Source organism: Streptomyces sp. NPDC058796 (assembly GCF_042745235.1).
Lineage (GTDB): Bacteria > Actinomycetota > Actinomycetes > Streptomycetales > Streptomycetaceae > Streptomyces.
This window is the reverse complement of record NZ_JBHYOP010000002.1, coordinates 562,560-584,352: the sequence shown is the minus strand read 5'-3', so window position 1 is coordinate 584,352 and position 21,793 is coordinate 562,560. Positions and strand designations below refer to the sequence as shown.

Below are 21,793 nucleotides of genomic sequence, written 5' to 3'. Positions count from 1 at the left end.
TCGGGCCGTGACCGATACGTTCGCAGCGGAGCTGTGGGGTGCGGGAGGAGTTCGGTATGGGGCGGTGGCGGGACGGGGTGGGAGAGTTGGTGGTGGGTGGGAAGACCGAGGGCAGAGGTGTCCGCGTTCCATTGGAGATCGCCGGGTCGTACCGCGCCCGTACCCGGGGACTGCTGGGGCGGGACTCACTCGTCGGGGCGATGCTCCTGTCCCCCGCCAACAGCGTCCACACCTTCCGCATGCGGATGCCCATCGACGTCGCCTACCTCGACCGGCGGCTGGTCGTCATCGCGGTGCGCACGATGCGGCCGGGCAGGCTCGGGCTCCCCCGGATGCGTTCCCGGCATGTTCTGGAGGCGGAGGCCGGGGCGATGGCCGGGTGGGGCGTCCGGGTCGGCGTGCGGGTGGAAGTCGAGGCCGCGGGGGCCGGCGAGACCCACGAGGAGGCTGGTGCGGCGGGCGAGTGAGCCGGTGCGGCGCTTTCCCTCTTGCCATGTGACAGATCGTGTCACTGGCGCGGGCGCATCAGATGCAGGTCCTCGCCCCAGTCGTCCAGCACCGGCCCATGGCCGGCCTCCCGCGCCACCGCTTCGACCTGGCCGAACAGCTGTCGTTGGAGGTCCGCGCCGCCGTGTGCCGCGATCCGGCCGATCGTGGCCAGGAGCTCGGACGCGTCCCAGCGCGGTAGTGGGAACCTTTCGAGTTCCCAGGTCAAGTACTTGTTGTACGGACGAGGGCGGCCGTCGAGAGCGAACAGGAATTCCAGCAGGAAGCCGATGCCGTCGGCCGCGTCCAGGTGGGCGGCGAGCGGGTGGCCGTCGCGGGAGTTCTTCACCGACCGGTAGTGCGAGTTCGCGTAGGCGTCGAGCCAGGCGGCTGCGGTTCGGGTTGCCTCATCGGCCTCCAGTCGTCCCTTCGCGGCGACGATCGACGCGATCTCACCGTCCAGCCGGTCGAGCAGGACTCGGCCCCGAGCGATTCCGTAGCGTTCCAAACCATCGAGCCGGCGGAAGCCCTCCACCGTCATGACGACAAGGTCCAGATCGGCGGTACGGCAGTTCTCGAGGCCTGCGAGGGCGGCTTCACGTTCGTCGGAGACGATGGCGTACACGTCGTGGTCGGAGTACGCCGTGACCATGCCCTCGTGGGCGTGTGAGCCCTTGAGGACGAGACCCAAGACGGTGGGGACAGTGGAGGCGTGTGCAGTCAATGCCGCGTACGTCGTGAGGTGGTGGGGCGGGTGGGAGATCTCCGGCACATTCAGAACGCTATCTGCTTCGATGCCCTGAGTCAGCTCGATTTCCGCGCCCCTTGCCGCGGGTGCGATCCGCCAGCGGCGTATCCACCCGTGGGCGCTGGGCCCGGGAGCTGCCCATGCATGCCGCAACGTGCGCTACCGGGCGACCGGGCCGGAAACACTTGCCCGGGGGCCTGTCGTGAGGTTTTCGCCGCAATCAAGCCCGGCCGGCATCAACAGCATTCGCAGCCCGTCCAGTAGTCCCTCACTCGTGCGGGACTTCCTCGATCACTGTCTCCCCGAATCGCCACGAGCCCCGGTTACCGAGCGCCTCGGCGCGCAGGCCCTCCTCCCATGCGATCCGGGCAGCTCGCTTCTGTGAGATGTCGGGGTAATGCTCTGGGAGAATTTTGATATAGCCACGCCTGTCCGCAGGGTAGGTACGCAGGGCGTCCCGCAGTTTCGCCTCCTGTTCCTGGGGCGTGGTGTGGTTACGGGTGACGGTCTTGTACACCTTGCGCATACCCGCCGAGGGTTTACCCTCATCCCGTCTTTTCGCTGTGTCCGACCCTCGCCACGTCATCCAACCGACAGCGCCGAGTGCCGCAAAGGCCAGCGCTCCTGCACCCACTAGCTCGGCGGTGGCGTCCACCTGGCCGGGAGTCCTGGGGCTGAGTTCCCCCTTGGGGTCCTCTACCACGGTCAGCACCTGGCCGACGTCGTACAGGTCGGACGTCGTCTCCATCTCGGGCCCGAGCACCAGAGCACCGTCCTGGCCTTCCAACGTGTAGTGAGAATGACGCCCCTTGCGCCCCTGGGCCGGGTCGAGCCGTTCCTTCACCACCGTTGCTTTGATCTGCTCACCGCGCTGCTGGAGGACGAGGTCATCGCGAGACATTCCAATGACATGCACGGACATGGCAGACGTGATCACGATGAACAGAGCTGCGTACAGGCTGGACTCCGTGGCCCCCAACTTCTCGATGGCAACCACGAGAAGCACACCGTGCACGACCCACAACAGAACCTGGACAACGAGCCCAACGTCCTCCGAGAGCCAGAACATCCCCGCGATCACAGCGAGCACATAGCAGGAGGTACCGATCACCAGCGGTATGCGGTATCGCGTACGACTCCGTCGCGCTTCGTCACCATCTGTGTCACCGCTCACGCCTGGTTCTCCGTTCTTCCGCCGGTCGGACTGCCGGTCCCAGTAGCGGACTCCCCACCTCGTTCGTCCGCCGAGACAGACTTCATGATGCCGCTCAACACATCGATGTACTCGGGCCAGTGATCAATATCCTCAGTCATGAAGACGAAGAGAGCCGATCCAGCGCCGGTCTGCAGAGGCACACAGAACTGCGCCTGCCGGATCGTCGCAGCTGTGGGCTCGTCCAGACCGAAGAGCACGCCGGGAATCTGCACTTCCTGGTCTCGTATGCAGAGCGCAGATATCCCATAAGGGAGCATTACCAGACCCACCTCGGCATCCGGGTACGATTCCCTCCACTGAGCGGCCGTACGCTTAGCCGCCCCTTGTCGGTCCTGGCTTTGCAAGCCGACCTCTGGCCTTTCGACCATGACGTAAAGCGTGCCCTGGGACAGCTTGTCCCCGGGCATGCGAAGCAGGCAGCTCGACACGTGCTCGGTGCCTGAATTAATCAACGTCTGAAGGACATATTCGCCGGAAACGACGAAGCTGAACTTCTGCTCCGGCGTCGCCTCCCGAAAGAGAATGTCGACGGCATCCGCCATCCTCAGGAGGCGGGCCTCAGGTTCTTCACTCAAGTCGAACTCGATGAACCCAGGCGGTAGATCGAACCAGAGGTCGGGCGCGTCCCCGGAGGCAACAGCCGCCGTCGAGAACTCACCATGCAACGGTATGTCGGTGGGTGCCATCAGTCCGTCAGCTCCCAGGCTCCCAAACCGATGGTGCTGCCAACGGCGACGAGTCCGCCGAACTTCCCCCCGCCGGCGCCGGTGGCGATGTTGCCTACACCGGTGCCCCATGTGGCCGCATCGTAGCGGCCAGTGCTCGTTTCATAGGCGTTGATCGCGGTCGGTGCGGTCCACGCGAGCTGCGCGGCAGCTTGGATGCCTTCGGTGGCGGTAAGTGCAGCGCTGCGTGAGACGCCCAACTTGCTTGCTACGGCCATCACAGGCTTGTCAATCGCCATTACTACCGGGTCAGCCTCCTTCGCCAGTCTCTTCGTGGCCGAAGCTGCCGTCTTGACGCCGACCCGGCTCCCCTTTGCCACACCCCCAGCCGCTCGTGCCGCTTTGTATCCGGCTTTGATGCCTCCGAATCCTGGCACCATACCGAGGGCATCGCCGCCCAGCGTGAGCCAGTTGCCGATATTCTTACCGGTGGGCGGGAAGAGCCCGTTCACGCCATAGGCCGCCGCATGGGCGAAGAGAGCTACCGCACTCAGCCCGACGGCCAACGGAGCCAGAACCGGACAGAAGATGGCGACAACGCCGATGACGGAAGCTGCGACGGTGATCCAGTCGGCGTGGCTCTTGATCCATTCCCCTACATCGGCCAGGAGCTCCCCGACCTGGCCCGGAAGGTCGGCCAGGGCCTCGCCCAGATCAGCGATGGCATCTCCGAGCTTGTCCCACATGCCTGGCTCATTCGGGGCGATATCCATGGCATTCTTCAGACGGTCCGCTATTTCCTTGCCGTACGCCTGATAATTCCCGGACATTTTGCGACCTTGCCGCCGGATCTCCTCCAGTTCGAGATTCCTCGCGCTCGCCTCTCGCCCCGCGTCCTGAACCTTGTCCTTGTGGTCCTGGGTATCCTTCTCGCTATCATCTGCGTCTTTGAGCTTGTCAGCCTTTGTGCGCGCCTTACTCAGTTGTTCGTCGACCTCGGCTGCCCGCGCCTCCAGTCGCACGGCGTCCGCCTGTTTGGTCTCCATGTAGGCGGCCCAGTCCTCAAGGATCGTCGCAGCATCACGGAAGGAATCACGCGCATCGTCCATGCGCGGGCGAAACTCGTCATCGAACTTCTCTCGAAATACTTCCGCCGCCTTTCCCTTCCAGTCCCCCACGCCGGTGCCGTGCAGGACCTGGGATATCTCATCGAGAGCCTTCGCCGTCCTGCGCACTGTCTTGGCGACGTCGTCGGCCGTCGACTGATCGCCCGGGCAAGGTACGAACCCCAGAGCAGGGAAGCTCTCCAGCTTGGTCTCAGCCATTCCTACTTACCGCTGCCCTTCCCTCGGCCCTTACTCGCCTGGGCGAGTTCATCGTCCAACTTCTCGAAGGACTCTTTGACCGTGAGAAGCGCCTTGGACGCCTTCTCCGAGAATTTCGTGAGCTGTTTGATCCCGTACGACCACTCATCACCGAAGTCGTCCATGCGCCTGGCGAGCTCCGGGACTCCCATGGAGTCACCGGTAACCTCTGCCATTTCCCGCCCTGGCTTCTTCATCAGTTCCGCTATGTGGTCGAGGTTATGCCTCACTCGATTCAACACCACATAGTCAGCCGTCAGATCACTCACGAACTCCCCCTTCACACACCCACGACTTGCCGCTCAGACCGACACGCATCAATGACCTCGACCCCCTTCACACCGAAGGGATCGGCACTTCACTGGTATGTGACGGCTCTTCTCAAGCACGGCAAGGCTAACCAGGGTTATGACCCGAACACCAGTTGGACTGACTCCACGGCTGTTGCCGACGGGAGCGTCGTCATGCCCCACATCTGACTGTTGCTGCCCGCGAGGCCGTTGCAGGGCGGTCGGCCGGTTTCTGTGCAGCCTCAGCTGGAGACGATGTCGAGGACGGCCGTCCCGTCTTCTCCTGCCACTGCCTGAATCACCACGGCATCTGCACGGGGACTCGGCCTGGCGTGGTCGCTGTCCACACCTCCGCAGGAGGTGCCGCTTCCGTGCCGGCGAAGAACGGTGATGCACCCCTGCCCCGGGCCGCGGACGCTGTTCTTTGACTGGCTCTGGGGAGACTTCACCGCAAAGGCGACCTCATTCGGACCGACTTCCGTCACCTCGAGCGTCACCGCCGCACCCGTAGGTTCTCTGAATCGGATCGTGACCGGCTCGGTCACCAGAACCTGGCAGTCACCGTCCTTGCAGGCGTCCAGGTCTCGGCCGTCCGCCGCCGACGGTGCCGGCTGCGACCGCCTCGCGGTGGCGGGGTGACTGGGAGCGGGTGGAAAGAGGCGCGACGCGCCGGGCTTCGTCGTGCGGGCACCGTTCGAGGGCGCTCCGTCGGCCCCGCCCGAGTCGCCGCATCCGGTCGCCGTCACCAAGGACAGCAGGGCCGCGACCGCGAGGAGCCGGGCCGTTGACGTCGCAGCCACAATGCTCTCCCCACCACGTCTTCCCAACAGGACGGTTGGTCTCTCGTCGACCGACTTCAGCCCTTGCCGCCTATGCTTCCCACGCCACTCGGTCACGATGTCGGATGCCACGAGCCCGCCCTTCTACGGTGAGGGCCACAACTGGTTCCGCTTGGGCACGGATGACAAGGGCATCGCCTACACCGACGTCGCCGGGCAGGAGGACCGGTCCGCTCGTCGACAGCCACGCGGCTCTCCGGTCGCTGATTCTGGAGATCAAGACGGGCAAGGCGGGCCGTCCGCTCTGACTGGCATCAGCGCTCCGTACGCGGGAACGAGACTTCCACCCTGCGGTTCTTCTTGCGGCCGGCCTCGGTCGAGTTGTCGGCGATGGGGTACTGCTCGCCGTAGCCGCGGACCTCGTAGGTGATGCCGGCGTCGTTCAGGGTCTGGGTGAGGATGTCGTGTACGGCGTTGGCCCGCTTCTTGGAGAGCACGTCGCCGTGGGCTGAGGATCCGAGGTTGTCGGTGAAGCCGAAGACTCGGACGCGGGTGGCGTTCTGGGTCTTGATCTCCTCGGCGATGCCGGTGATCCGGGACTTGGCCTCGGCGCCGAGTTTCGCGCTGTCCTTGCCGAACAGCACCTCGGCCTGCAGCGCGAAGGTCACGCTGGTGTTGGTGTCCTCGCGGCGCTCGTCACCGCTCTGGTCCTCCACGACCGACTTGATGTCCAGCACCTTGGCCTGCGCGAGCGTGGCACCGTCGGGGAGTTTGAGGTCCGGGTCGGCGGGGTCGACCTTCACGGGGGCGGCTGCGGAGGCTTCGGTGCCTGGGGGGTCGTTCGGGTCGTCGTCGGCGTGGGCCGACGTTGTTCCCCCGACACCCGTCGCGATGAGCAGGGAGGCAGTCAAGAGCACTGTCAGACGGTTGCGGCTCATCGGTGGCCTCACCCGGAGATCTCAATGGGAGCAGCCGCGAAGGTCGGAAGTTGGAAGGTCACCTTCGTCGTCCCGTCGGGTGGCGCCGGGAACTGCATGAATACTGGGATGGAAGCGCCGGGTTTGATTCGGGGCATATCCGTGGTTGTCAGAGGGCGGCCGTCGGTGTCGCGCAAGACGTAGTAGCGCTTCTTGTTGCCGGAGTCCACGAGGGTTGCTCCACCAAGCGATCCACCATGCCGCATGATCTCCGTCTCGTCACCTCTGGTCTGAATCGGGACACGAGCCGCTTCTGCACCATCATTTTTGATCTCGCCGCTCACAGTCAAGAATCCGCCCGCGTCTCGTGCTGCGGAGCTGATCGTAAGGACCAAGCCGTCCTCTCCCTTGACCTCTGCCAACGCATCGTCCGTGCCCTGCTGGGCGCTAGGGCCCGACTCGCCGCCTGATGACGCAGACGACGACGTCTCTGGCTTCTTGTCGTCGTTGCCGCCGCCACCGCAGCCAACAACACCGAGGGCGAGCCCAGCCGCAACAGTCAACGCCGCCATCCCCCTGCGGGCCTTCGCTGTGAACCGAATGCTCATGGCTCCGTTTCCTTCGTCTCTCGTCACAGGATTTTCAGTCGGTCAGGTGTACGTCGAACAGATCCTGAGGCTCCGGAAGCTCAGGGAGATCGTCCAAACCCAAGTTCCAGGACTGGTCCTTGCAGGTGAGCGTCGGAAGCGGATCGTCCTCCGCCTCTCTTTCAGGAGACTCGAACATGCAATTCGGCTCGATCACAGCAACGGCGGAGGCATGCGCATAGGCGTCCTCCGTCCCTGGCACGATCGAGTCCCCAACCGGTTCGTCCGTCTTGACCTCAACCGAGTACCGGAGCGGACCATCCATGGCGCAGCCTTCGACGTGTGCACCGTTCTGAGCCGCAAGTTGGTCCGCTCGCCAGCACGAGTTGTCGAGACCGGTCACGACCCCATCGAAGATGGCGTCCCATGAGGCCGGGTCCTCGACGTTCTCCGCCCACTCACCAGCCAATTGGTCCCTGGTTTCCTGTGCCGCCGCGAGCGCCGCCGCATCAGCTGCTGTCTGAGCTCCATTCCGGGTCGTCGCGGCTTGACCGACCGCGAGATATGCAAACGCGAGAAAGAGCAGACCTGCCACCACCGTGATGTAGATGGGGAAGGCCTGCCCTACGTCGTTGAGGCTGCGGGGTGAGTTCAGCCGATGACCTCGTCGATCTTGTCCGTGATGGCGTTGTAGATGGTCTCCCCGATATCCGTCCCCGTAATAGCCAGCACAATCGCCACCACCACCGCGATGATCCCCAGGTACTCCACCGCCGTCTGCCCCTCGTCGTCGCGGGCGGTGCGGGTCTGAAGGTGGGCGGCGATGGTGTGGAGCCAGTTGGTCATGGTGTTCCCCTCCAGGGTGGGCGGTGCCGCGGTGGTCGTCTGGAAGGTAGGGCGCGAGGGCGTTGGGGGCCGAGGGTCCGTGGGCCCAATCGAGGGCCCAAACACGGGGCGGGCGTCGGTTGTTCATGGCGGTCACCCCAGGCCCAGCCACTTGGCGGTGGCTTCTGAGCGGCTGGTGCTGTGGAGCTTGGCGAAGATGCGGTTGATGTGGTTCTTGACCGTCTTCTCGCTGATGAAGCAGGTGCCGGCGATCTGCTGGTTGTTCATGCCGGACGCGATCAGATCCATGATCTCCACCTCCCTCGCGCTCAGTTGGAACCTCGACCTGTCGGGAGTACCTGAGGAAGACTGTGCCACAGATGGTTGCAGTTGCGAAAGGCCTTGGGTGGCGGAGGGCCATCTGGGTTGTGGGCTGGCGGGTGTTGGCCCGTTCCGGGCGTGTGCAGTCGCGTTTGCTTCCGGTGTCCCCCGCAGCTGTTCCAGCAGCGCCCCCGCCGGCGTCGGAGTGAAGTGGGCCCTGCCCTGCCTCACGTCGCGCACCGCCGTCACCAGCTGCTCCGCCGTGAACTCGCCGTGGACCAGGTAGCCGCCCGCCCCGCGTCGCAGGGCCTCCTGGATGATGTCCGGCTCCCTGCTGTAGGTCAGCATCATCACCGGAGCGATGCCCACCAGGTACGGGAGGGCCGAGAGGCCGTCGACGCCGGGCATGCGTACGTCCAGCAGGACCACGTCGGGGCGGTGCTGCCGGGCGGCCTCGCAGGCCGCCCGGCCGTCGGCGGCCTCCGCCACGACCGTGATGTCCGCGCGGCCGGAGAGCAGCGCGGTGAGGCCGGCGCGGACGACCGGGTTGTCGTCCGCCACGACGACCCGTAACGGTGCGGGTGGTTCGGGGGTGGTGGCCGGCAGGGGTGGTTGGTGGGACTGTTCGTCGCGCATGAGGGGCCTCCCTCCTGACGTGAGCGGTGGTGCGGTGGTCACGGGATCCTCCCGCCCGGTGTCAGCGCGGCCAGGGGCAGGTCCACCCGTACCTCCGTGCCGTGCGCGTGCTCACCCCGGCCGATGCGGATGCGGGCGCCCACCGAGGCCGCCCGCTCGACCATGCCGACCAGGCCGAAGTGACCTTCCTTGCCCAGCTTCTCCAGGTTCGTTTCCTTGGGGAGGCCCTTGCCGTCGTCGTACACGCTGATCCGCAGGTGGCCGCCGTGGACGCCCGCGCGTACCTCGACGCGGGTCGGTGACGCGTGGCGGTGGGCGTTCTCCATCGCCTCCGAGGCGATCGTGAGGAGTTGACGGGCCACGGACGGGGGGATGGGCGGCACGGGGGCGGTGGGTTCGGTGTCCGTGTGGGTGAAGGTGGCGGGTACGTCCGTGCGGTTGGTGAAGTCGGCCGTGCGCGCGGCCAGTTCCGCCCGTATGTCCGTGCCGTGGCCCGGGTCCGTCTCGCGGCGGAGGTCGGTCAGGAGCTCGCGGGACTCGGCGGCCGCCCTGCGGGCCGAGCGGGCGATCAGTTCGGCCTGGCGGCGTGCGAGTGCCGGGTCCATGACGTCATGGGTGGCCGTGGCGGCCAGGCCCTCGGCCGCGAGGGCCACGCCGTGCAGGGTCTTTGCCACCGAGTCGTGCAGCTCCCGGGCGAGACGGGCGCGTTCGGCGCTCACCGCCTCCGTGACGGCCAGGCGGGCCTGGACCTCGGTCAGGGCCCGGGTGGCGGCGCCGAACCGGAGCAGCAGGTTGCGGAGGGTGGATCCGATGGCTCCGGTGATGACGCAGAGGCCGGGCAGGAGGAGCGACTCCGCCGGGCCGGGGTGCGGGTGTTCGTCGTTCAGCGTGGCGTGGACGAGGAGCAGGAGCAGGATCTGGAGGGAGGCGAAGGCCGCCGCGCCGCGCCAGCCGTAGGCCAGGCCGGCCAGGAGCGGGGTGCAGACGCTGACGTACGCCAGCGTGGTGTCCGGGCCCGCCGAGATGAGGAGCAGGAAGCCGAAGAGGGTGTCCACCACCAGGAGGCTGGGGTGGCGCAGGAGGAGGGGGCCGAATCGCTCCCAGTCCCGGAAGAGGACGTACGAGCCCATGAAGGTGACGACCACCGCGGCGCCGACGAGCTTGACGCCCAGGCCGGGGCCCGCGTTGAGGAGGGCAGCCGGGGCGGCGACCGCGATCATGGCCAGGCGGAAGCCGAAGACCTGTCGGCACAGGGCTTGCAGGGCGTTCACCTGGAGGGGGATGGCCGGGGGCGCGGGTGGGGGTGCCTGCCCTGCGATCGGGGCGCCGCGTGGCGAGGGGTGTGCCGCCGGGGTGGTGCTCGGCGGCTGCGGAGCGGCTTCCCATCCCGGTGGGAGAGTCGGGAGTGTCATCGGTGGGTTCGTGATCGTCATGCCGTCCTCGTCCTCCTTCCCTGCTCGCCCGTGTGCCGTGTGCCGTGTGCCGTGTGCGTCGTTCGTCTTGTTCGTCTCGTCCGTCGTCCGTTCCGGTCTGCTACTCGCCCGTGATCGTTCCGAAGTCCGTTCCCGAGCCCAGGATCAGGCCCGCGCCGAGGAGGAGCATCGTGGCCGGGACCATGAAGGTGGTGATCATCATCGTGGCCTTGGGGACGGCGCGGGCGGCTTTGCGGCGGGCGTTCTGGGCGTCGGTGCGGCGCATGTCCCTGGCCAGGGAGACCAGGGTGTCGACGATGGGGGCGCCCAGTTCCTCGCCCTGCTGGAGTGCGGTCACGAACATCGCCACCTGTTCGGAGTCGTTGCGCCGGCGCAGTTCCGCGAAGGCCTGGCGGCGGCTCATGCCGAGGTCCATCTGGCGCAGGGTGATGCGCAGTTCGTCGGCCCAGGGGCCCTCGTAGCGCGTCGCCACGCGGTCCAGGGCCTGGCGGAAGCCGAGGCCGGCGCTGACCACCACCGCCAGGACGTCCAGGAAGTCGGGGAGCGTGCGCTCGATCTCGTCCTTGCGGATGCGGATCGCCGACCAGATGCCGACCTCGGTCCAGAAGGCACCGAAGGCCAGCAGGAGCAGGGCCACCAGGAACTGGCCGCGCAGGAGGAAGACCAGGAAGCCCACGGCGCCCAGGAAGCCGTAGACCGCGCGGCGGGCGGCGTAGCGGTCGATGGTGAGGCCGCCGGGGTTGCCGGCCAGGTCGATCCTGCGGCGGTACTTGGCGACCAGGGCCGGGCCCATGACGCGCAGTACGACGGGGGCGTAGCGCATGCCCATGCGGTCGACGAGGGAGTCGACGGCGCCGGTGCGGGTGGAGCCGACCTCCAGGGCGAGGGCGAGGTCGCCGGGCAGCTTCGCCTCCGCCCGGTACATGCGGATGCCGGCGAAGGCGCCCCACACGCTCAGGGCCGCCAGCAGTGCGAGGAGCAGTCCGATGCCCATTGCGGCTCCCTTCTCAGACGTCGATGCGGGACAGGCGGCGGATGAGGACGAAGCCGACGGCGTAGAGCGCGAAGGCGACGACGACGGCGACCTGGCCGGCCGGGGAGCCGGTCATGCGTTCCAGGGCGCCGTCCTTCACCCCGTTCATCAGGAACAACGAGCCGACCCCGAGGACGGGGACGGCGTACGAGGTCATGCTGACCTGGGAGAGCTGGGTGCGGACCTCGCGCCGGGTCTCCTTGCGCTCCTCCAGGGTTTCCGTGAGGTTGCGCAGCGCGCTGACCACCTGGCCGCCCGCACGGTTGGAGAGGACCAGGGTGGTGACCAGGACGACGAGTTCCCGGGAGGGGAGGCGGTCGGCGAGTTCGCCGAGGGCGTCGTCCATCGAGGCGCCGATGGCGAGCTGGTCGGCGACCTTGCCCAGTTCCTCGCCGGCGGGGGCCTCCAGCTCCTCCGCGGCCATGCCGATGGCGGTGCGCAGGGCGAGGCCGGCCTGGGTGGCGTTGGCGAGGATGCGGGCGAGTTCGGGGAGCTGGTTGATGAACTTCTCGATGCGTTTCTGGCGTTGCCAGTTGAGGAACTGGACCGCCACGCCCATGCCCAGCAGGCCGGCGAGCGGGCCGAAGAAGGGAGCCAGGGCGGCCTGGCCGATCAGCCACAGGCCGGCGACGGTGGCGAGCATGTAGGCGAAGAACTCGCCGGGGGTGAGGTCCAGGCCGGTCGCCGCCAGGCGCAGTTCCAGCTTGCGGCCGAGCTTGGTGCGGCGCAGGCGGCGGTCCAGGGCGCGGAAGCGGCGCCTGCGGCCGGCGGGAGGGAGCTGTCCGGCGGCGGAGAGGCGGTCCACCAGGGCCTGGCGCTGGGCCTTGCCGGCGGCGTAGGAGTGCACGCCGGCGACCGCGAGGGCGCAGGTCAGCAGCGTGATGCCGGTGGTGAGGGTGACGAGGTCGTCGAGTTCCATCGGCGGTCCTACCTGGCTTCCCGGGTGGCGAGCTGGTCGGTGGTGTGGGCGACGCCGAAGGCCTGCGGGACGGGCTGGTTCGCCATGTAGAGGCGCTCGGCGGTGCGGCGCGGCAGCGGGTGGTACTCGAAGGCGCCGTGGATGCGGCCGTCGGGGGTCATCGGGCGGGCGCCGAAGCGGGCGACCGTGGCCAGGCGGTACGGCTCGCCGCCGTGGCTGTCGAGCAGCGCGATCTCGGTGATGCGGCGGGCGCCGTCGGCGAAGCGGGTGAGCTGGACGATGACGTCGACCGCGCTGTTGATCTGGTCGTGCAGGGCGACGAAGGGGACCTCGACGTCCGACATGGAGGCCAGGGTCTGGAGCCGCATCAGGGCGTCCTCGGCGCTGTTGGCGTGGACGGTGGCGAGGGAGCCGTCGTGGCCGGTCGACATGGCCTGGAGCATGTCCAGGGACTCGCCGCCGCGGACCTCGCCGACGACGATGCGGTCGGGGCGCATGCGCAGTGAGTTGCGGACGAGGTCGCGGATGGTGACGCGGCCCTGGCCCTCGACGTTCGGTGGGCGGGACTCCAGGCGGATCACGTGCGCCTGCTGGAGCTGGAGCTCCGCCGAGTCCTCGATGGTGATGATGCGTTCGTGCTCCGGGATGAGGCCGGAGAGGGCGTTGAGGAGGGTCGTCTTCCCGGTGCCGGTCGCGCCGGAGACGATGATGTTGAAGCGGGCCTGCACCAGTCCCGCCAGCAGGTACAGCATGTGGTCGTCGAGCGAGCCCAGGCCGATCAGTTCGTGGAGGGTGAAGGAGCGCGGGAAGCGGCGGATGGTGAGGGTCGCGCCGGTGAGGGAGAGCGGGGGGATGATGACGTTGACGCGTTCGCCGGAGGGGAGGCGGGCGTCGACCATCGGGTTGGACTCGTCCACGCGGCGGTTGACCGTCGACACGATGCGCTCGATGGTCTGCATCAGCTGGTCGTTGGAGGCGAAGCGGAGGGGGAGCTGTTCGACCCGGCCGCCGCGTTCGACGAAGATCGCGTCGGGGCCGTTGACCATGATCTCCGTGATGGAGGCGTCTTCGAGCAGGGGCTCCAGGATGCCGAGGCCTAGGGCTTCGTCGACGACCCGGCGGATCAGCTGGGAGCGTTCGACGGTCGACAGGACCGGGCCCTCGCGGCTGATGATGTGGCCGAGGACGCGTTCCAGGCGGGCCCGGCGCTCGGCCGTCGCCAGCGAACTCATCTCGGCGAGGTCGATCTCCTCGAGGAGCTTGGCCCGGTAGGAGGCGACGAGGTGTCCGTCCTCGCCCCGGCTGCCGTGCTCCTCGGGGGAGTGGATGCGTGCGCGCAGGCTCATGCGTCCTCGGCTCCTCGGTCAGTGGTCGATCGGCATGGTGGCCGTCTTGGTGGCGTTCCCGAAGTCCCAGCCGGGGACGATCGAGGGGATGTCGACGGTGGCCGTGACGGTGACCTCGTCGCCGCCCTCCGCCGTCCCGCAGTCCGTGCCGTCGGCGAGCCAGTCGCTGACCGCCGCGGCGCAGGCGTGCCCGGCGCCCTCGTCGAGGGAGGCGCTGCGGGCCCCGGCACGGGCCGCGGTGCCGGCCTGCTGGGCGGTATACGCGATCAGGCCGAGCTGTACGGCGGCCAGGGCGACGATGATCAGGATCGGGAGGAAGCCGAGGTACTCGATGGCGGCCTGGCCACGTTCTCGGTCGGCCCGGCCCCGGTCCAGGGCGGTCCGGCCCCGGCCCCTGGCGCGAGCCCTTCGGGCGGAGTACGGCATCTCAGTCGGTCTCCTCCTCCACGGCCCCGGCGTGCCCCCGCACGTCGAAGGGGAAGCTGACCGTGCCCGGGAAGAGGATCGGGACCCTGATCTCGACGTCGGCCGTGACGAAGCCGCCCGCCGTGCCGCAGTCCACACCGGCGCTCCCCTCCCACGCGCCCGGCAGCTTGTCGCGGCCCGCCTCCTCGCAGGCCCCCTGCCGCGCCCCCCGCTCGGCCGCCGTCGCGGCACGCACCGCCTCGTCCGCAGCATTCCCCGCGAGCGTGAACGTGTACCCCACGAGCACGAGCTGCCACAGCACCACCAGCGTGACGATGATGGTCGGCAGCATGCCGAGGAACTCGACGGTGACCTGACCGGAGTCGCGCCACCTGCCCCGTTCCCGTAACGCACTCATCCCCCACCGTCCTTCCGCCGCCGGAAGCTCACCGACCCCCGGTCGCCGCGGAACCGGCCGCCGCCCCTGCGGTGGTCCGCCTCCGGCGCCTTGACCAGGCGCAGTTCGCCCGCGAGGGCCCACAGGGCCTGCTTCACCGTGCTCTTCGCGTCCAGTTCGTGGACGCGGCCGGCGTCCACCGCGCCCTGGAGTTCCTTGAAGTTGGCGGGGACGGTGGTGCCGGCGACCGGCGTGCCGGTGATCTTCTCGATCAGGGCGGGCTGGATCTCGGTGCCGCGCGTGTGCCGGTTGACGACCACGGTCGTCTCCTCGGCCTTGCGGATCTGCAGCCGGTCCCACATCCGCACCGCCCGCTTGGCGCCCCGTACGGCGACCACGTCGGGGGTGGTGACCAGCAGGGCGGCGTCGGCCATCTCCACGGCGGCCGCGCCGGCCCCGCCGAGCTGGGCGCCGCAGTCGATGACGACGACCTCGTAGCGGGAGCGCAGGGCGCTGACGATCTGGCGGGCGGCGCGGTCGGTGACCTCCTCACCGCGTTCGCCCTCGCCGGGGGCGAGCAGCAGGGCCACTCCCGTCTCGTGGCGGAAGACCGCGTCGGCCAGGACGCGCGGGGAGATGTCGTTGATGGTGGCCAGGTCGGCGACCGAGCGGCGGAACTGCACGTCCAGGTAGGAGGCGATGTCGCCGGCCTGGAGATCCATGTCGACCAGGACGGTGGACCGGCCCGACGCCTGCGCGGCCAGCGCCAGTTGGACGGCCGTCAGGGTGGCCCCCACCCCGCCCTTCGCGCCGCCGACCGTGACGACGGTGCCGCCGGCGCCGGTGAAGACGTCGCCGCCGCTGCCCAGGTGCCGGCGTACGCCCACCGACCACTGGGCGACCGCCTGGACGCGGCTGGCGAGTTCCTCGTAGCTGAGCGGCAGGGCGACCAGACCGCGGGCGCCGTAGTCCATGGCGGCCTGGAAGAGGCCGGGGCCGGGGTCGGAGGTGACGAGGATGACGCCGACGGCGGGGAAGCGGAGCGCGACCTCGCGGATCAGCTCCAGGGCCGGGACCGGGCCGATGCGCTCGTGGACGACGACGACCTCGGGCAGTTCGTCCACGGACTCGGCGGCGAGGCGGGCGAGGGTGTCGACGAGCTGGGTGGAGTCGACGACCGGGGCGACGGGTTCGGCGTCCGGGAGCTGGCTGAGCAGGGTCGTGATGGACCGTACGGCGTCCGCGTCGCCGACCGCCGGGAGAATCCTCGTGGGCATACGGGGCTCACTTGTCCTTCGCGAGTTCGTACGTCCGGTCCTTGTCCGGGACCGTGGTGTCGCTGCCGGGCGCCACCAGCGCGAGCCGGACCCGCTGGGCGAACGACTCGGCGTAGGTGATGCGCTGGGCGTCGATGGTGGACAGGGCGAAGGTGATCGGGACGGCGTCGGTGGGCTCGCGGTCGCGGCTGTTCTCGTCGGGCTGCAGCGAGGTGAGGTCGCCCACGTCGATGACTTTGGCGTTCGTTACGATGATCTTGGATTGAGCGGGATCACCCTCCCGCTCTCCCTCGAAGGTGGCGTACACGTTGACGGTGGAGCCCGGTGTGATCTTGCCGGCGACGCCGGTCGCCGCATCGATCATGATGGCGACCTCCTGCTGCCCCGGCTGCAGGGCGGGCTGGTCGACGATCATGTCGGTCTGCAGCAGCGAGCCCTCCTTCAGCGTCGTCACGGCGATCTTGCCGCGGACCTGGCCGAGATCCGTGACGGCGTTCTCCGACAGCCAGCGCTCGGGCATCTCGATCTTCTCGAACTGCCGTGCACTCAGCGGCGTGTACGGCTCCACGTCCGTCTTGAGCCGGTACGCGGTGACCTCGGGGCCGACTTTCGACTTCACGTCGTTGACGACGGACAGCACGCCGGCGAAGGCGCCGAGGGCGCAGAGGACCGACAGGATCAGCAGGATGATGCCGCGGCGCTGACGGGAGTTCATGTGCCGTGCAACCTCATTGGGGGAATCGGTCGAGCCGGATCGGATGGCGGGGCGGGACGGCGGAGCGGTACGGACCTACCCCGTGAGGGCGCGTCTCTCACGGCGCCGCCCGAGCGCGGGGCCGTGGCGCTCACCGAGGGCGCGGCGCTCGCCGAGAACCCGGTCCGGGCCGGCGTCGTACTCCGGCGGCGTCGCGGAGCAGAACACGCAGCGGTCGCCGATGACGTCGATGCCGCACCAGTGGCACCGGCTCTGCCGCACGGACGTGACCAGCTGGTAGAGGACCGACAGGTCGGGCAGGTAGGCGCAGAACTCGGTCAGCTTCCCGGTCCCCCACCAGCTCGCGGAGTCGGCGGGCAGCGGCAGCTCGCGCAGGCCCTGCACCCGCCAGGACGGAGCGAGGGTGCCGGTGACCCAGTCGGAGGCGAGCTGCCCCTTGGCGACCAGCAGCCAGGTCCCGAACTCGGGCCCGTCGAGCGCGGCGTCCGGCCCGATCCGCACCAGCTGCGGCACGGGGTGGGCGACGACGCCGAACTGGCTGCCCGGCATCCATGACCTGGCGTGCGACTTCAGGCCCACGGGGACGTGGTCCAGCCGGGCGACGGTGCCGAGGAGCGCGCCGGCGTGGATGTAGTGGGTGAGGAGGCGGCCGGCCGAGGCGAGGACGCCGGGGCTGAGGTCGCAGGAGGCGAGCTGGCGCAGCTGCCGGGCCAGCACGGCGAGTCCGAGCGGGGGCAGCGGCGGCCGGAACAGGGCGATCCGGTCGGTCTCCAGGAGGGCGCGGACGGTGTGCAGCCGGCGTTCCACGCTCGCCGGGAGGACCTGCGAGCACACCACGATCACGTGGCCGTGCTGCTCGACCAGCCCCTGCAGCTCGGCCAGCGCCTGCTCCAGCGGACGTTGGCCGATGTCCTGGAGCACGACCGCGGGCAGCGTCCGATCGTCCTGCGGCGGCAGTGCCATGTCGGCACTGGTCACGGCAATGGCAGTTGGCACGCGCGGCTCCCCGTCTCCCCATGCCCGTCGGCGCGCCGGTGTTACTCCGGCACACCCGGATGACTTCACTGCGTGACTACCTGAGCACTGTATCCACGCGTCTGTGACCGGAGAACAGCGTTTCTGTAGCTGTGGAACAACTTGCGTGGCACAAGTGGCGGCAAAACGGGGCAGGTTGAGCATTTCCCGGTCACAGCTCGGGCGGCACGCGACCTCATCTCGGAGACCGCCAAGTCCGCGAGGCGGTACCGAACTTGGTCCGTACCTACCTCTTGACACCCTCAATTGGTCTGGACCACCTTGTACCTCACTGCCCCCATCTCCCCACCGGAGGCCCCCATGGAGCCCGTACGCCGACGTACCGGCAGACAGATCGGCAGACAGATCGGCAGGCGAACGAAGTTCTGGGCGGGTACCGTCACCGCCGCGCTCGCCCTGTCGGTCACCGCCGTCGGCCAGGCGTCCGCCGCGGACGTCAACAACGCCAGGAACGCCGGCTTCGAGGCCGGGCTGAGCGACTGGACCTGCTCGGCGAACAGCGGTACGACCGTCTCCTCCCCGGCGCACGCCGGCTCCGCCGCGCTGAAGGCGACGCCGAGCGGGCAGGACCACGCCCGCTGCTCCCAGACGGTGAAGGTGAAGCCCGGCTCGACGTACGACCTGAGCGCCTGGGTACAGGGCGGGTACGCCTACCTGGGCGTGACCGGCACGGGCACCACGGACGTCTCGACGTGGACCCCGGACTCGACGTCCTGGAAGCAGCTGAGGACGACCTTCACCACCGGCTCCTCCACCACCTCCGTGACGGTGTACACGCACGGCTGGTACGGGCAGTCCGCCTACTACGCCGACGACCTGTCCGTCTTCGGCCCGGACGGAGGCGGCGGTGACGACGGCGGCCCCGAGCCCACGGTACCGGCCGCCCCGGCCGGCCTGAGCGTCTCCGGTACGACCTCCTCCTCGGCGTCCCTGGCCTGGAACACGGTCTCCGGCGCCACCGGCTACAACATCTACCGCGACGGTACGAAGGTGACGGCGGTGACCGGCACGTCGGCGACCGTGACCGGCCTCGCGGCCTCGACGTCGTACTCCTTCCAGGTGACGGCGGTCAACGCGGCCGGCGAGTCGGCGAAGTCGGCGGCGGTGACGGCCCGCACGACGGCACCGGACGACGGGGGCGGCGACGGCGGCGACCTGCCCAAGCACGCGGTGACGGGCTACTGGCAGAACTTCGACAACGGCGCGGCGGTCCAGCGGATCTCGGACGTCTCCGCCCAGTACGACATCATCGCGGTGGCCTTCGCGGACGCCACCGGCACGCCGGGCGCGGTGGACTTCAACCTCGACACGGCCGGCCTCGACGGCTACACGGTCGACCAGTTCAAGGCGGACGTCCGGGCCAAGCAGGCGGCCGGGAAGAAGGTCATCATCTCGGTGGGCGGCGAGAAGGGCACCGTCTCGGTGAACGACGCGGCCTCCGCGACCAACTTCGCGAACTCCGTCTACTCCGTGATGCAGGAGTACGGCTTCGACGGCGTCGACATCGACCTGGAGAACGGTCTCAACGCGACCTACATGACGCAGGCCCTGCGCGCCCTGTCGGCGAAGGCGGGCCCGGACATGATCCTGACGATGGCGCCGCAGACCATCGACATGCAGTCGACTTCGGGTTCGTACTTCCGGACGGCGCTGAACGTGAAGGACATCCTCACCGTCGTCAACATGCAGTACTACAACAGCGGAACGATGCTGGGCTGCGACGGCAAGGTGTACGCGCAGGGCACGGTCGACTTCCTCACCGCCCTGGCCTGCATCCAGCTGGAGAACGGCCTCGACCCGTCGCAGGTGGGCCTCGGCCTCCCGGCCTCCACCCGCGCGGCCGGCGGCGGCTACGTCGCCCCGTCGGTGGTCAACGCCGCCCTTGACTGCCTCACCAAGGGCACGAACTGCGGCTCCTTCAAGCCGTCGAGGACGTACCCCGACCTGCGGGGCGCGATGACATGGTCCACGAACTGGGACGCGACGGCGGGCAACGCGTGGTCCAACGTGGTGGGTCCGCACGTGAACGCGCTGCCGTAACGACGGTTGGCCGACGCCCCCGCCCGCGCGAGCGTGGGCGGGGGCGTCGGCACGGTACCCGTCACCTCGGGGCCCGCCGGGAAGCGAGCCGCACCGGCCGGGGTGTCGGCTCGGCGACGGCCGCCAGGAACACGTGCTGCTGCTCCCGGGCCTCGTGAGGAGTGCACGTCTCCGTCTGGACACCGAAGGTCGCGTCGCGAGCCGCCGTCGCCAGCTCCAGAAGGCTTTCGTCCCGCGTCGACAGCCGTAGCCGGTTCATCGCGTAGTTCACCTGGGACCGGGAGGCCCAGCTTTCCTTCTTGGCCTCGCGTTCCTGCTCAGGCGTCGTATCGGCGGCGGAACGCAGGCTCGTTTCCCAGTACAGCCGTCCTCTGTAGTCCGTCAACGCGTCCGCCAGCATGATCGCCGCCTCGCGAAGACGCTGCAGCCCCGCCTCCCGCTCGGCCCGCAGCGACATCCGCCGTTGCAGCAGTCCCGTGGTCAGCGCCCCCAGCAACGTCCCCGCCACCGCCACCACACTCGTCCACACACCGCTCATGGCCCCCGCCCCTCACGTAAGAGTCCTCCACCGCCGTACTACCCCGCACGGTCAAGCCCGTACGCCGCCGCGCTCGCCCTCGGCAGTGTCGCCCACATACGCGTACCGCCGCCGGGCTCCCTCGCCTCGCCGAAGCCCCAGGTGCCGTCGCAGGCGCGGCAGACGCAGGCCAGGAGGCGGAGGGCGGCGCGGCGGCGGGTGTCGCAGGCGGTGGCCAGGTGGGGACTGGTGTGGCGGGGGTGGCTGTCGTAGGCGATGACCCGGAGGGTGGAGAAGCGGTAGCGGAGGGTCAGGTAGTAGTCCACCGTCTCCGTGAACCGGCACGCGACGGCGGCGAGTTCGCCGACCGCTTGCAGCGCCGGGTCCAGCATGTCGGTCAGGCCGTGCGTCCGGAGGACGTGACGGGCCGTCGCCCTTGCCAGGGCTGGGCTGGACAGGGCGGCGGGGAGCGTGAGGCTGTAGGCCAGGGTTTCGGGGACGGGGGGTGTCGGGTCCGCCGGGTAGGCGGGGGCGACGGGGCAGTGGGACGGGGGCATGGCGACTCCTTTGTCGGGGGCGGTCGGTGGCTCCGTCGCGCGGGCAGGCCCCCGCGATGCACTTCCGACGCCGGTACGTATTCGGTGCGTCACCGAATGTAGAGACGCGGATGGTTCAATTGCCACCACATCGAGGAAAGTGACCCCCATCGTGGTGCCCGCGCATCCGAGGACGGCAGACTGCTGCCGGATCGCAGGGGAAGGAAGGGCATGCCTCCGAGGACGACACCGACCGAGCGCCAGCGGCGTCTGGGCGCCGAACTACGGAAGATGCGGACTGCGGCGGGCATAACGGCCGACCAGGCCGCCGGGCTGCTCGGACTGGACCGGGCCAAGATCTCGAACATCGAGACGGGCATCCGCACCATCAGCCCGGAACGACTGCGCACACTGGCCTGCAACTGCGACTGCTCGGACGAGGCCTACGTCGAGGCGCTGGTAGCACTGGCCCGACCCGACGGGCGCGGCTGGTGGGAGCGGTATCGAGGTTCGCTGTCCGCAGGGCTGCTCGACATCGCCGAGTTCGAAGCTCTGGCGACCCGTATGCGAACCGTGCACATCGCGCACATCCCGGGGCTGCTGCAGACCAGCGACCACGCCCTCGAACTCTTCAGAGCCGTCCTGCCACCATTGCCGGACCACGAGGTCGCCCTGCGGCTTGCGTACCGCGTTGAGCGGCAGAGGGTCCTTGAGGCGGGCGACGCACCCGAGTACGTCGCAGTGGTGCACGAGGCCGCCGTGCGCATGCAGTTCGGTGGGCCCAAGGTCGCCCGCGCGCAGCTCGAACATCTCCTGGCCGTGTCCGAGCGGCCCTCCGTGCGGTTGCTGGTCGTTCCCTTCGCCGCCGGGACGTTCCCCGGCTCAGGGCAGACGTTCAACTACCTGGAGGGACCGGTACAGCAGCTGGACACCGTACAGATCGACAGCACTCACGGGCCGGATTTCCTCAGTGGTGACTCCCAGCTCGCGAAGTACCGTACGCACCTGGACTGGATGGAGCGCATCGCCCTGTCGCCACAGGCATCCCGCGACTTCATCCGGGACATCGCCAACGGCCTGTGAGGAGACGCACGATGGACGGCATCACCTGGGAAGAGCCCTTCTGCGGAGAGGGAGCCAGTTGCTTCCGCCTCGGCACCGACACCACCGGCAACGCCTACATCGCCATAGCCGGCGAGGAGGACACCCCCCTCACCGACAGCCGGGACGCCCTGCGCCGCATGATCCTCGACATCAAGGCGGGCAAGGCCGACCACCTCCTGTGAAGTCCGTATGAAACATTTCC

Annotated in this window: 25 protein-coding genes; 4 read left to right on the top strand and 21 right to left on the bottom strand. The window is 68.8% G+C overall.

Going from position 1 to position 21,793, the window contains the following annotated elements:
• Window positions 1-56: 56 nt before the first annotated feature.
• A complete protein-coding gene (locus tag ACFW47_RS07995; protein ID WP_386286993.1) occupies window positions 57-467 on the top strand; it encodes a DUF192 domain-containing protein in 411 nt (136 codons plus the stop codon).
• Window positions 468-508: 41 nt separating this feature from the next.
• On the opposite strand, the gene ACFW47_RS07990 is transcribed toward ACFW47_RS07995, so the two are convergent.
• The 19 genes from ACFW47_RS07990 to ACFW47_RS07900 all read right to left on the bottom strand — a co-directional run bounded on the left by ACFW47_RS07990 (window position 509) and on the right by ACFW47_RS07900 (window position 17,322).
• Entirely contained in the window at window positions 509-1,264 is a 756-nt protein-coding gene (locus tag ACFW47_RS07990) for a hypothetical protein (RefSeq protein WP_386305243.1), read from the bottom strand.
• A gap of 238 nt (window positions 1,265-1,502) precedes the next feature.
• Window positions 1,503-2,324, bottom strand: a complete 822-nt coding sequence (locus ACFW47_RS07985; RefSeq protein WP_386286995.1) for a hypothetical protein — start codon at window positions 2,322-2,324, stop codon at window positions 1,503-1,505.
• A gap of 80 nt (window positions 2,325-2,404) precedes the next feature.
• Entirely contained in the window at window positions 2,405-3,136 is a 732-nt protein-coding gene (locus tag ACFW47_RS07980; RefSeq protein ID WP_386286997.1) for a hypothetical protein, read from the bottom strand.
• On the bottom strand, window positions 3,136-4,440 hold the full coding sequence (locus tag ACFW47_RS07975; protein ID WP_386305159.1) for a putative T7SS-secreted protein: 1,305 nt from the start codon (window positions 4,438-4,440) through the stop codon (window positions 3,136-3,138). The genes ACFW47_RS07980 and ACFW47_RS07975 overlap by 1 nt, the downstream gene beginning before the upstream one ends.
• Before the next feature lie 2 nt (window positions 4,441-4,442).
• A complete protein-coding gene (locus ACFW47_RS07970; protein WP_384478632.1) occupies window positions 4,443-4,748 on the bottom strand; it encodes a hypothetical protein in 306 nt (101 codons plus the stop codon).
• A gap of 1,114 nt (window positions 4,749-5,862) precedes the next feature.
• Entirely contained in the window at window positions 5,863-6,486 is a 624-nt protein-coding gene (locus ACFW47_RS07965; protein ID WP_386287002.1) for an OmpA family protein, read from the bottom strand.
• Between the two features lie 8 nt (window positions 6,487-6,494).
• Window positions 6,495-7,073, bottom strand: a complete 579-nt coding sequence (locus tag ACFW47_RS07960) for a hypothetical protein (RefSeq protein WP_386287004.1) — start codon at window positions 7,071-7,073, stop codon at window positions 6,495-6,497.
• Between the two features lie 34 nt (window positions 7,074-7,107).
• A complete protein-coding gene (locus ACFW47_RS07955; protein WP_386287200.1) occupies window positions 7,108-7,707 on the bottom strand; it encodes a pilus assembly protein TadG-related protein in 600 nt (199 codons plus the stop codon).
• Window positions 7,704-7,898 (bottom strand): Flp family type IVb pilin, encoded by a 195-nt coding sequence (locus ACFW47_RS07950; protein WP_386287006.1) that lies wholly within the window; start codon window positions 7,896-7,898, stop codon window positions 7,704-7,706. The genes ACFW47_RS07955 and ACFW47_RS07950 overlap by 4 nt, the downstream gene beginning before the upstream one ends.
• Window positions 7,899-8,030: 132 nt before the next feature.
• Complete coding sequence (locus ACFW47_RS07945; protein ID WP_386305157.1) at window positions 8,031-8,834, bottom strand: response regulator; 804 nt, start codon at window positions 8,832-8,834, stop codon at window positions 8,031-8,033.
• 38 nt (window positions 8,835-8,872) lie between these two features.
• Window positions 8,873-10,267, bottom strand: coding sequence for a sensor histidine kinase (locus ACFW47_RS07940; RefSeq protein WP_386305155.1), 1,395 nt, complete (start codon window positions 10,265-10,267; stop codon window positions 8,873-8,875).
• A 100-nt stretch (window positions 10,268-10,367) separates the two neighbouring features.
• Complete coding sequence (locus ACFW47_RS07935) at window positions 10,368-11,261, bottom strand: DUF5936 domain-containing protein (RefSeq protein ID WP_386305153.1); 894 nt, start codon at window positions 11,259-11,261, stop codon at window positions 10,368-10,370.
• 13 nt (window positions 11,262-11,274) lie between these two features.
• Complete coding sequence (locus tag ACFW47_RS07930; protein WP_386287013.1) at window positions 11,275-12,219, bottom strand: type II secretion system F family protein; 945 nt, start codon at window positions 12,217-12,219, stop codon at window positions 11,275-11,277.
• A gap of 8 nt (window positions 12,220-12,227) precedes the next feature.
• Complete coding sequence (locus tag ACFW47_RS07925; protein ID WP_073724645.1) at window positions 12,228-13,565, bottom strand: CpaF family protein; 1,338 nt, start codon at window positions 13,563-13,565, stop codon at window positions 12,228-12,230.
• An 18-nt stretch (window positions 13,566-13,583) separates the two neighbouring features.
• Window positions 13,584-13,991: a TadE/TadG family type IV pilus assembly protein gene (locus tag ACFW47_RS07920; RefSeq protein WP_386287015.1), complete on the bottom strand. Its 408-nt coding sequence runs from the start codon at window positions 13,989-13,991 to the stop codon at window positions 13,584-13,586.
• Window position 13,992: 1 nt separating this feature from the next.
• Window positions 13,993-14,388, bottom strand: a complete 396-nt coding sequence (locus tag ACFW47_RS07915; RefSeq protein ID WP_386287017.1) for a pilus assembly protein — start codon at window positions 14,386-14,388, stop codon at window positions 13,993-13,995.
• Window positions 14,385-15,644 (bottom strand): CpaE family protein, encoded by a 1,260-nt coding sequence (locus ACFW47_RS07910; protein ID WP_386287019.1) that lies wholly within the window; start codon window positions 15,642-15,644, stop codon window positions 14,385-14,387. Before ACFW47_RS07910 ends, ACFW47_RS07915 begins: the two co-directional genes overlap by 4 nt.
• A 7-nt stretch (window positions 15,645-15,651) precedes the next feature.
• On the bottom strand, window positions 15,652-16,359 hold the full coding sequence (gene cpaB, locus ACFW47_RS07905; protein WP_386287021.1) for a Flp pilus assembly protein CpaB: 708 nt from the start codon (window positions 16,357-16,359) through the stop codon (window positions 15,652-15,654).
• 75 nt (window positions 16,360-16,434) lie between these two features.
• Window positions 16,435-17,322 (bottom strand): hypothetical protein, encoded by an 888-nt coding sequence (locus ACFW47_RS07900; RefSeq protein WP_386287202.1) that lies wholly within the window; start codon window positions 17,320-17,322, stop codon window positions 16,435-16,437.
• A gap of 372 nt (window positions 17,323-17,694) precedes the next feature.
• Here ACFW47_RS07900 and ACFW47_RS07895 point away from each other — a divergent pair, with 372 nt between their 5' ends.
• Window positions 17,695-19,434 (top strand): chitinase, encoded by a 1,740-nt coding sequence (locus ACFW47_RS07895; RefSeq protein ID WP_386305151.1) that lies wholly within the window; start codon window positions 17,695-17,697, stop codon window positions 19,432-19,434.
• Window positions 19,435-19,495: 61 nt separating this feature from the next.
• Here the strand turns inward: ACFW47_RS07895 and ACFW47_RS07890 are convergent, their stop codons facing one another.
• Together ACFW47_RS07890 and ACFW47_RS07885 are read right to left on the bottom strand one after the other, a co-directional pair.
• Window positions 19,496-19,972: a hypothetical protein gene (locus ACFW47_RS07890; RefSeq protein ID WP_386287024.1), complete on the bottom strand. Its 477-nt coding sequence runs from the start codon at window positions 19,970-19,972 to the stop codon at window positions 19,496-19,498.
• Window positions 19,973-20,010: 38 nt separating this feature from the next.
• Window positions 20,011-20,508, bottom strand: a complete 498-nt coding sequence (locus tag ACFW47_RS07885; RefSeq protein WP_386305149.1) for an ATP-binding protein — start codon at window positions 20,506-20,508, stop codon at window positions 20,011-20,013.
• Window positions 20,509-20,718: 210 nt separating this feature from the next.
• Between ACFW47_RS07885 and ACFW47_RS07880 the strand changes: the two genes are divergently transcribed.
• Window positions 20,719-21,570, top strand: coding sequence for a helix-turn-helix domain-containing protein (locus ACFW47_RS07880; protein WP_386287028.1), 852 nt, complete (start codon window positions 20,719-20,721; stop codon window positions 21,568-21,570).
• 11 nt (window positions 21,571-21,581) lie between these two features.
• Entirely contained in the window at window positions 21,582-21,773 is a 192-nt protein-coding gene (locus tag ACFW47_RS07875; RefSeq protein ID WP_217246956.1) for a hypothetical protein, read from the top strand.
• Window positions 21,774-21,793: the final 20 nt, after the last annotated feature.

Coding starts and splice junctions, on each gene's coding strand:
- ACFW47_RS07995 (WP_386286993.1), top strand. CDS start 57: ATGGGGCGGTGGCGGGACGGGGTGGGAGAGTTGGTGGTGGGTGGGAAG.
- ACFW47_RS07980 (WP_386286997.1), bottom strand. CDS start 3,136: ATGGCACCCACCGACATACCGTTGCATGGTGAGTTCTCGACGGCGGCT.
- ACFW47_RS07975 (WP_386305159.1), bottom strand. CDS start 4,440: ATGGCTGAGACCAAGCTGGAGAGCTTCCCTGCTCTGGGGTTCGTACCT.
- ACFW47_RS07965 (WP_386287002.1), bottom strand. CDS start 6,486: ATGAGCCGCAACCGTCTGACAGTGCTCTTGACTGCCTCCCTGCTCATC.
- ACFW47_RS07960 (WP_386287004.1), bottom strand. CDS start 7,073: ATGAGCATTCGGTTCACAGCGAAGGCCCGCAGGGGGATGGCGGCGTTG.
- ACFW47_RS07950 (WP_386287006.1), bottom strand. CDS start 7,898: ATGACCAACTGGCTCCACACCATCGCCGCCCACCTTCAGACCCGCACC.
- ACFW47_RS07945 (WP_386305157.1), bottom strand. CDS start 8,834: ATGCGCGACGAACAGTCCCACCAACCACCCCTGCCGGCCACCACCCCC.
- ACFW47_RS07940 (WP_386305155.1), bottom strand. CDS start 10,267: ATGACGATCACGAACCCACCGATGACACTCCCGACTCTCCCACCGGGA.
- ACFW47_RS07935 (WP_386305153.1), bottom strand. CDS start 11,261: ATGGGCATCGGACTGCTCCTCGCACTGCTGGCGGCCCTGAGCGTGTGG.
- ACFW47_RS07930 (WP_386287013.1), bottom strand. CDS start 12,219: ATGGAACTCGACGACCTCGTCACCCTCACCACCGGCATCACGCTGCTG.
- ACFW47_RS07925 (WP_073724645.1), bottom strand. CDS start 13,565: ATGAGCCTGCGCGCACGCATCCACTCCCCCGAGGAGCACGGCAGCCGG.
- ACFW47_RS07920 (WP_386287015.1), bottom strand. CDS start 13,991: ATGCCGTACTCCGCCCGAAGGGCTCGCGCCAGGGGCCGGGGCCGGACC.
- ACFW47_RS07915 (WP_386287017.1), bottom strand. CDS start 14,388: ATGAGTGCGTTACGGGAACGGGGCAGGTGGCGCGACTCCGGTCAGGTC.
- ACFW47_RS07910 (WP_386287019.1), bottom strand. CDS start 15,644: ATGCCCACGAGGATTCTCCCGGCGGTCGGCGACGCGGACGCCGTACGG.
- cpaB (WP_386287021.1), bottom strand. CDS start 16,359: ATGAACTCCCGTCAGCGCCGCGGCATCATCCTGCTGATCCTGTCGGTC.
- ACFW47_RS07900 (WP_386287202.1), bottom strand. CDS start 17,322: ATGGCACTGCCGCCGCAGGACGATCGGACGCTGCCCGCGGTCGTGCTC.
- ACFW47_RS07895 (WP_386305151.1), top strand. CDS start 17,695: ATGGAGCCCGTACGCCGACGTACCGGCAGACAGATCGGCAGACAGATC.
- ACFW47_RS07890 (WP_386287024.1), bottom strand. CDS start 19,972: ATGAGCGGTGTGTGGACGAGTGTGGTGGCGGTGGCGGGGACGTTGCTG.
- ACFW47_RS07885 (WP_386305149.1), bottom strand. CDS start 20,508: ATGCCCCCGTCCCACTGCCCCGTCGCCCCCGCCTACCCGGCGGACCCG.
- ACFW47_RS07880 (WP_386287028.1), top strand. CDS start 20,719: ATGCCTCCGAGGACGACACCGACCGAGCGCCAGCGGCGTCTGGGCGCC.
- ACFW47_RS07875 (WP_217246956.1), top strand. CDS start 21,582: ATGGACGGCATCACCTGGGAAGAGCCCTTCTGCGGAGAGGGAGCCAGT.